This is a genomic window from Algibacter lectus, assembly GCF_900112395.1.
GTDB classification, from domain to species: domain Bacteria; phylum Bacteroidota; class Bacteroidia; order Flavobacteriales; family Flavobacteriaceae; genus Algibacter; species Algibacter lectus.
The window spans coordinates 335795-344876 of the sequence record NZ_FOLN01000006.1; the positions used below are offsets into that span (position 1 = coordinate 335795).

Consider the following 9082-nt stretch of genomic DNA (forward strand, 5'->3'; position numbering starts at 1 on the left):
ATTATAATTTTCTAGCCGAATTTCAAAACATATTGAAATTCGGCTTTTTTTATTTATACTCAAGCAAAAATAAACAGCTACTTAATTGAATATGGTTTCTTTACAAATAAGAACTAATATTAGTAAAAGGCATTGCAACACAAACAGCAATTCCTTTTCTTTAAAAAATAGAATACTTTTACAAAAAACTAAATCATCATTTTATGGCATTTACTATTGCTTTTATATTATTAGTGGCTTTCGCTCTCTATACTCTTTATGCGACCAAAAAGAAAAAAGCTGAAAAATTTCCCGCTAATTGGCATAACAAAATCATCCGACATGTTAATTTTTATAAAGGTTTATCTACCACTGAACAAAAACGATTCCAGCAGCGGATTATGGTATTTTTAAGTGAAGTAAATATTGAAAGTGTAGGTTTCAACCTTGAAGATCTCGATAAAATATTAATTGCATGTAGCGCTGTTATTCCTGTTTTTAATTTCGAGGAATGGCATTACAAAAATTTAAGTACGGTTTTGGTTTATCCAGATCATTTTAACGAAAATTTAGGTTTTGCTCAAACCGATGAAAACCGACAAATTGCAGGTATGGTTGGTACGGGACAATTTGAACATCAAATGATTTTATCACGAAAAGCACTACATGGTGGCTTTCAAAAAAAATCTCATATTCACAATACAGGTATTCATGAGTTTGTACATTTAATAGACAAACTAGATGGCTTAACAGATGGCGTACCAGAAACATTAATACAGCAACCCTACGTTATACCTTGGTTAAAAATTATCCATAAAGAAATGGAGGATATAAATAACAATAAATCTGATATTAGAAATTATGGAGGTACCAATGAAGCCGAATTTTTAGCTGTAGCTTCCGAATATTTTTTTGAACAACCTGAAAAGATGAAGAAAAAACATCCAGACTTATATCAAATGCTTGAAGTTTGCTTTCGTGTAAAAGATAGTTCTAAAAGGTAAAAGAGGATTTAAATTATCACTAGAAAATCCCCTACTAAATTAAAGTGTTTTTTCTTACTTATTAAGCGTTGAATTTTTAAATTTGAATATTACATTGCTAAAACCTTAGCAAACATCATGAAAAAAGTAATTTGTTTTCTATTAACAATTTCATCTTTGTTTTATTCCTGTAAGGAAAAAACAAAGAAAAGCACTTATATAAAAAAGAAAGTCATAGATAGCGCTATAGTTTACACACCAAAAAGTAAACTTGAAAATGAATATCTTAATTTTAATTCTCCAGAAGCTATAAATCGAATAGCAGACATAGAAAACGAATATTTTAATGACTATAGGTTAAACTCAAGTAAATACTATGGCACACAATGGTATTACTCAGTAGGTTTAAGTAAGGATTTACTAGACTCTATAAATGTTTTTCAAAAATATGCTTTAGAAAAAAATGATATTAAGCTAGATAGTATGCACTGCACTATATTTGCTGTAAAAGCTTTAGAAGCTGGGTTTGGAAAGGAATTTAAAACTGTTGAAAAACATCATACCAAAATATGGGCTAACCGCGAACATGCTGGCTGGAGCTTAGGATATATTTTAACTAAATTCTACAACTGGAAAGCCTACCTTTTTATCTCAAAAAACTCTAATGAATATGATGCCTGTTTAAAGAATTACAAAAAGGATAAAAAATACCATGTTTGGAAACAACCCAACATTCCTTTAACGGGTATTTTTGATGTTGATGATGATAAAGACGACATTAATAATCTTCTAAATCTAAATGAGTTTGGCTGGGGTTTTAGCAATCAGGGATGGCACACTTGGATAACCCGGTTTAACTATTTAAAAGAATGTAATTGGCTTGGAGCTCCTTCTGAAAAACACAACTTAAGCAAGAGCACGCCTCTATTTTTAAAAACTAAATTCACCGATTACCATGATTATAATTCTCATGTAATAATTTTTCCTCCTAAAAAAAACGAAACATTTATAAACGAATAACAGATATAGAAACAGCATAAAATCAATTTTAACCTGTAGACATATTTCAGAACAAAACATTATGAAAAACTTAATTTTAATATTATTAATTGGATTTTTTAGTTGTAAACCTGACACCAAAAAAAACATTAGTTATACAGCTCAAAATAATATAAAGATTATAAAATCTGACACGATAAAATTCACAAATGGATTTGATTTCCCTGTAGGAAAACCAGATGCAAAAAAATATTATAATGCTCAAAAATTTGGAGAAAACGAACATTTAGGAGATGATTGGAATGGAGTTGGAGGAGGAAACACCGATTTAGGCGATCCGATATATTCTATAGCAAATGGATATGTCTCTAATGCTGAAAATGTTTATGGAGGTTGGGGAAACGTTATTAGAATAGTACATTATATTGACAATGAAAATCAAATTGAATCTCTATATGCACATTGTGATGAAATAATTATTAAAAAAGGAGATTACATAGAAAAAGGGCAAAAAATTGGAACAATAGGAAATAATAATGGGCAATATCTTGCTCACTTACATTTAGAATTAAGAAGCCAAATTGGACTTCCAATAGGTGGCGGATATTCTTTTGATACCGAAGGGTATTTAGACCCTACTGAGTATATAAAAAACCACAGAAATTAACAACGTGCAAATCCATAGCGCGACTTAAGGCTAATTTAAAAGCAAAACATGTAAATTTGGCCAAGTAAGAATTTAAAAGGCTGAGCTTACCTTCTGCCCTACAAGCAAAAAAAAAGAACATTACCTGTTAGCCAAAAAAGAATCTAGATGCCAATAGAAAACATACCCGAACTCTACATTAAGGACAAAACAGAAAGTCCTGATTTATTTGTTTACGACTTTAAAATGACCACAGATGTTGTTAAAAGTAAGGTGAATTTAGGCATGAATATGTTTAGTTTTCTTCAAGTAGGAAAAAAACAAGTGCATTTTGCAGGAACATCGGTTGCAGTAAATAAAGACCAATCATTATTACTGAAAAAAGGAAATTGGCTTTGGACAGAATTATTAAACACAGAAGCTATTTATTACTGTAAACTCTTTTTCTTTTCTGAAGAGAAACTAACCAATTTTTTAAGCAAATACACAAACGACGTTAAACCGTATAAAGAAGATGTACCCTATTTTGTAATTGAAAACGACGCATATATAGCTTCTTTTATTAGTTCGTTAGCATCACATACATTCGAAAACCACAATTTTAGCGATGCATTATTAGCTTTAAAGTTTGAAGAAATTTTATTGTACTTATTAAATAAATATGGTGATACCTTTGAGTATTACTTACATTCTCTAATTTCTAAACATGTTTCACCATTTAAAAACATAGTAGAAAACAATGTGCATTCTAATTTAAAGTTAGAAGAAATTGCCTTTCTCTGTAATATGAGTTTATCTACTTTTAAACGTCATTTTACAAACGAATACAACCAAGCACCAGGAAAATGGTTGCAAGATAAACGTCTACAAAAAGCCAAAGAATTGTTACAAGGAGGTGAATTAAAAGCATCCGATATTTACTTAGAAATTGGCTATAACAACCTGTCTAACTTTAGTGTAGCCTTTAAAAATAAGTTCGGAATTAGTCCAACGGATATTTCAAATTAAACAAACAACATCCAAACACCTGATTTACAGAGTCCTATTAGAGATTAAAGATATTTATTTTCCAAAATAAACAACATTGACCTTTTTTCATAAGTTATTGAGCCGTTTCAATAAATAGAAAGGTAATAACCCAACATACATTTGTACCATAATTAAACAACGCTTGTTTTTGCAAGCACTATTAATAATTAAAAATTATAATTATGGCAAATGTAACAAAACCAGTATTTAAAGAAAGATACGGTAACTTTATTGGCGGTAAATTCGTGGATCCTGTAAAAGGTCAATATTTCGATAACGTTTCTCCAGTAGATGGTAAAGTATTTACGCAAGCAGCACGCTCAACAAAAGAAGATATAGATTTAGCGTTAGATGCAGCACACGAAGCATTCCCGTCTTGGAGTAAATCTTCAGCAACAGAACGTAGTAATGCGTTATTGAAAATTGCACAAGTAATGGAAGATAACTTCGAGTACTTAGCAACTTTAGAAACTATAGATAACGGAAAACCAATTCGCGAATCTCGTGCAGCAGATATCCCTTATTGTATCGATCACTTTCGTTATTTCGCAGGTGTAATTCGTGCAGACGAAGGTAGTATTTCAGAACACGACAAAAACACAGTAAGCATTGTATTGCACGAGCCTGTTGGTGTTGTTGGAGAAATTATTCCTTGGAATTTTCCAATGTTAATGTTAGCATGGAAAATTGCTCCAGCTTTAGCCGCAGGTTGTACAGCTGTTGTAAAACCAGCAGAGCAAACACCTACTAGTGTTATTGCATTAATGGAACTTATTGGTGATATTTTACCAGCAGGTGTATTAAACATTGTAACTGGTTTTGGCGCAGAAGCTGGTGCTGCTTTAGCAACATCTAAACGTATTGCAAAACTATCTTTTACAGGTTCTACAGAAACTGGGCGTAAAGTTTTACACAATGCTGCCGAAAACATTATTCCTGTAACTATGGAATTAGGTGGTAAATCTCCAAACGTATTTTTTCCATCTGTAGCAGATCATGACGACGATTTCTTTAGTAAAGCTATTGAAGGTGCATTAATGTTCTCTTTAAACCAGGGTGAAATTTGTACTGCTCCATCACGTATTTTAGTACATGAGGATATTGCAGACATTTTTATCGAAAAAATGAAAGTGCGTTTAAAAGCAATTAAAACAGGAAACCCATTAGATCCAGAAACAATGATTGGTTCTCAAGTTTCTAAGCCGCAATACGACAAAATTCTTGACTATATTAAAATAGGAAAAGATGAAGGTGCAGAAGTTGTTGCTGGTGGTGATGCTGGTAATTATGAAGGTGAACTTTCTGAAGGATATTACATTCAGCCTACAGTTTTAAAAGGAAATAATAAGATGCGTATTTTCCAAGAAGAAATTTTTGGTCCGGTTGTAGCTTTAACAACATTTAGCTCTACCGAAGAAGCTATTGCTATTGCAAACGATACGCCTTACGGTTTAGGTGCTGGTGTTTGGTCTAGAGATGCACACGAATTATTCCAAGTGCCTCGCGCAATACAAGCTGGTAGAGTTTGGGTAAACCAATACCATACTTATCCTGCACATGCTCCTTTTGGTGGTGTTAAAGAATCTGGATTTGGTCGTGAAAACCATAAAATGGCTTTAGATCATTACCGTGTTGTAAAAAACATGTTAATATCTTACGACAAGAAACCTATGGGATTCTTTTAATTAAAACCCATTAAATTAAGTAATAATAAAGCCTTGGATAATCCAAGGCTTTGTTGTTTTTATCCAAATTTCAATAACCCGTTATACAACAATAGTTACTCCATATACTCTTGCCATTTTATTAAAATATATTTTTCTACATTATTTTCTTTCTTTTTTAGAAAACCAAATTCATAAACAAATAGATAAACATCATGTTTTTTGTTTTTCCAGTAATGGGTAAAATATTTTGGATTAAATCCTAATTCGAGAACAACTTTTGCTCGCACAGTTGCTTTACCCGATTTATTAAAGTTTTTAAGAATTTTTCTATTAAGCTTCAACTGGTTGTCTACTTTATTATAGAACCTTGGAGCTTCATCTAAAGATTTCCGGTAGTGATATGAGCTTTTGCAATGTAAATCGCAATAAATTTTATCTGATCGTCCTATCAGCTCTTTTCCGCAGGCTAAACACTCATTATTTTTTAATTTCATATTAACTTAAACGAAGATTACACGAATACTATTCGTTTAAGATACGACTAAATTATTTTATATAAATATCTTGTTTTAAAATTACTGATATGCTAAATAAACATATAACATTAAAACATCTTTTTATTAAAGAAAAACAATGTATTGGCTTACAATTTAATGCAGATAAAGTTATTCAAGCTCTAATTAAAGAGTTACCTAACCCAAAATGGAGTAAAGAGTTTAATATGGTATATATTATAAATAACAAATCTAATATCAATTTGGTTTTTGAGAAATTTGAAGGTGTTGCCTGGGTTAATTGCAACTATTTTTTTAAAGACAAAAAACTAAATAGTGATAACAAAAATACAGATGTATCTTGGTTTAGAAATCGACCTATTAAAAAACACTTTAGAGCATGTCCTGATGAGTTTTTACAGAAATTAGAGTTGAAAAAATATTCTAATAGCACGGTAAAAAACTACGTGCATAGCTTTGAGAAATTTATCAACTACTATAAAGAAAGAGAATTATTTAGTATTAACGAAAATGATATCCGAATCTATCTTAAAAAGTTAGTTAATGAAGATAGATCAAATTCATATATAAATATGTCGATTAACGCTATTAAATTCTATTATGAAATGGTTTTAGGAATGCCTAATCGGTTTTACTCCATTGAAAGACCTAGAAAAGAATCTAAACTACCAAAAGTACTATCAAAGGAAGAAATAATTGCAATAATCAACTTAACTAATAATATAAAACATAAATGCATTATAAGCTTATTGTACTCTTCTGGTTTGCGCAGAAATGAACTTTTACAATTAAAAATAAAAGACATTGATAGTAAACGAATGGTTATTAGAGTTGAACAAGCTAAAGGAAATAAAGACCGATATACTGTACTGAACAAAAGTGTTCTAGAAGATTTGAGAAAGTATTTTAAAATTTACAGACCTAAAACCTACTTATTTGAAAGCCCTATTTCGGGTAATCCATACAGTAGCTCTAGCGTGTTACAAATTGTTGTGAAATCTGCCAAGAATGCTGGTATTAAACAAAGAGTTACTCCGCATATGTTAAGACATAGTTTTGCTACTCACTTACTAGAAAGTGGCACCGATATTCGTTACATTCAACTACTACTGGGGCATAATTCGACTAAAACAACAGAAATTTACACACATGTTGCTACGAGTTCCTTTACAGAAATTAAAGATTTACTATCTTAGTGCGCATATAATAGATATATAGTTAGTACTAACTATATACAATTGTTAGCTACAATACTCTCACTCAGATGAATAAAATAGAACAAAAGTACTTACCTATTATTGAACTTCTAGAGGAGAAATCATTTTTAGAATCTATTAAAAATGAATATAAAGGTTTTATTACTGCATTAAATCCATTGATTACGAAACCTAAAATCTTATTTCTCGGAATTAATCCTGGACCTGGAGCATTTAATGAAAAAAACAAATCCAAAAACATTAAGGAAATACATTACCCGAAAAATTTATTCTCTGATAACAAAATCAGTCAAATCGATTGGTTAAAAGATGGAAATTCGAGAGGAGAGTTTAAAGGTAAAACTTGGAAATCATATAAATGGTATGAAAGAAATCAAAAAGTTAATAATGTCTTTGTCAAAAGACTAATTGAATTTTTATTTGCCTACTACAATATAAATGAGAAATCAAATTATACTGAAATTGAAAAGAAAATAAATTCAGATATATTTTATTATAATTTATATCCAATTTCAACAAAAACCACAAAGGAATTGAATATCATTTTAAAAAGAATTGTTTCAGAACAAATTACCCTTAACGAGAAAAAAATTAAAAACGTAAATGATTTAAAAAACTTCTTTAGACAAAGAACTATTGACCTAATTAAAGAATTACAACCTGAGATTATTATTTGTTTAGGAAATCAATCTTTCAAAGATTTAACATCTAAATCTAAAAAAATCGATTCTGAAAACCCTTTAAAAAAATATGATATTCAACTTAGGAAAAATGATTTTAAAAAATATTCTATTTATATTGTTTCAAGAAATGGAAATTGGGAACAACGAATAAAGAACTTAGGAAAACATATAAAAGTACAGTAGCTAACACCGTGTATAATTAATTGCTGGTTTAAGCCTACTTACGAACATTCCTGCGGAATATTCTATCTGTGATTTATTTGCTAACTTAGTTCCTTAAATCACGCAACTAATCATACACAATCACGTTGGCAAACATTTAAGAGGACATTGATAAATTTGAAATTAAGGTATAAAATAATCGGAATTTACTGCGGAATACTAATTCTGCTGATTAGTTGTAAAACGACCAAAAATCCTCTGTTTTATAATTTATCTGAATTTAATCTTAATGCTGGAAAAGAATTTGTTGTGGAAATAAATTCGCTGAATGAAATCACGAAAATATCGGTTGTGGACGTTCAGTTGGAAAGGAATGAATTTAAAGTAAATGGACAATCAATTTTCAACGATACTTTGCAAAAAAATCTGCCAAATTATTATAGTTACACAAAACGTGCGAAAGAATTAGATATTGAGCCAGATAAGCTAAGCAAGTTATTGTCAGTTTTTAAAGAAATAAAAGTTAGCGAATTTATTAGAGAAGATGGATTTTATAATTTTCCAGTCGAACAATACGCTCTATCAAAACATAACGGATATTTATATAAAAGTTCATCGGATTTAAAAGTTGGAGACACTTTGAGAAATGAAAGAAATATTTATAATACCTTTATTTTGAAAAAGCAGATTGCGGAAAATTGGTTCGAATATGAAAGCGAATAAAAAACGATTTGCCAACACCGTGTATAATTAATTGCTTCATTAAGCTTACTTGCGAATATTCCTGCGGAATATTCACGGGTTCGTAAATGTTTGCTAACTTAGTTGCTTAACCACGCAACTAACCATACACAATCACGTTGTAAGCAATAGCGCGGCTATCGTTAGATAACTTTCAATACAAATATTATTTACGCAAAAGGAATAAAAAAAGGCAGTTAAAAAAGTGTATTATTTAGAAAATACGCTTCCAAGTTTTCGGCGATAAAAGCCGTGAAAATGTATTTTCAAACGAGCGGTGTCGTATAAAACTTGATTACTAAGGTATAAGATTTAAATTAGAATGTCAAGTTCTCTATTAAATAAATCTTATATCGGATATGTTTTAACTGCCTTTTTTTGAGATCATTATAAAGTGGTTGCGCCTGAAAGAGACGACTTATACCACAATGTATAAATCATATCGTTTATAAAAATAATTG

The 9082-nt window shown here is 30.3% G+C and carries 9 protein-coding genes; 8 read left to right on the forward strand and 1 reads right to left on the reverse strand.

The genetic code is table 11. The annotated features are described in order from the left end of the window. Positions 1 to 203: 203 nt before the first annotated feature. From BM246_RS12840 to BM246_RS12860, 5 genes are all read left to right on the forward strand, one after another. Complete coding sequence (locus tag BM246_RS12840; RefSeq protein ID WP_074938395.1) at positions 204 to 983, forward strand: M90 family metallopeptidase; 780 nt, start codon at positions 204 to 206, stop codon at positions 981 to 983. A gap of 117 nt (positions 984 to 1100) precedes the next feature. Beyond that, complete coding sequence (locus BM246_RS12845) at positions 1101 to 1982, forward strand: hypothetical protein (RefSeq protein ID WP_074938397.1); 882 nt, start codon at positions 1101 to 1103, stop codon at positions 1980 to 1982. Between the two features lie 61 nt (positions 1983 to 2043). Further along, on the forward strand, positions 2044 to 2628 hold the full coding sequence (locus BM246_RS12850) for a M23 family metallopeptidase (protein ID WP_074938399.1): 585 nt from the start codon (positions 2044 to 2046) through the stop codon (positions 2626 to 2628). Between the two features lie 147 nt (positions 2629 to 2775). Next, positions 2776 to 3615, forward strand: coding sequence for a helix-turn-helix domain-containing protein (locus BM246_RS12855; protein ID WP_074938401.1), 840 nt, complete (start codon positions 2776 to 2778; stop codon positions 3613 to 3615). 203 nt (positions 3616 to 3818) lie between these two features. Continuing rightward, a complete protein-coding gene (locus BM246_RS12860; protein ID WP_074938403.1) occupies positions 3819 to 5321 on the forward strand; it encodes an aldehyde dehydrogenase family protein in 1503 nt (500 codons plus the stop codon). 95 nt (positions 5322 to 5416) lie between these two features. On the opposite strand, the gene BM246_RS12865 is transcribed toward BM246_RS12860, so the two are convergent. Next, positions 5417 to 5797, reverse strand: coding sequence for a hypothetical protein (locus BM246_RS12865; protein WP_042506571.1), 381 nt, complete (start codon positions 5795 to 5797; stop codon positions 5417 to 5419). Between the two features lie 89 nt (positions 5798 to 5886). On the opposite strand from BM246_RS12865, the gene xerA reads away from it, so the two are divergent. The 3 genes from xerA to BM246_RS12880 all read left to right on the forward strand — a co-directional run bounded on the left by xerA (position 5887) and on the right by BM246_RS12880 (position 8603). Then, positions 5887 to 7014, forward strand: a complete 1128-nt coding sequence (xerA, locus tag BM246_RS12870; protein WP_074938405.1) for a site-specific tyrosine recombinase/integron integrase — start codon at positions 5887 to 5889, stop codon at positions 7012 to 7014. 68 nt (positions 7015 to 7082) lie between these two features. Further along, complete coding sequence (locus tag BM246_RS12875; RefSeq protein WP_074938407.1) at positions 7083 to 7901, forward strand: hypothetical protein; 819 nt, start codon at positions 7083 to 7085, stop codon at positions 7899 to 7901. A 156-nt stretch (positions 7902 to 8057) separates the two neighbouring features. Beyond that, positions 8058 to 8603: a hypothetical protein gene (locus BM246_RS12880; RefSeq protein WP_074938409.1), complete on the forward strand. Its 546-nt coding sequence runs from the start codon at positions 8058 to 8060 to the stop codon at positions 8601 to 8603. The last annotated feature ends 479 nt before the right edge of the window (positions 8604 to 9082 follow it).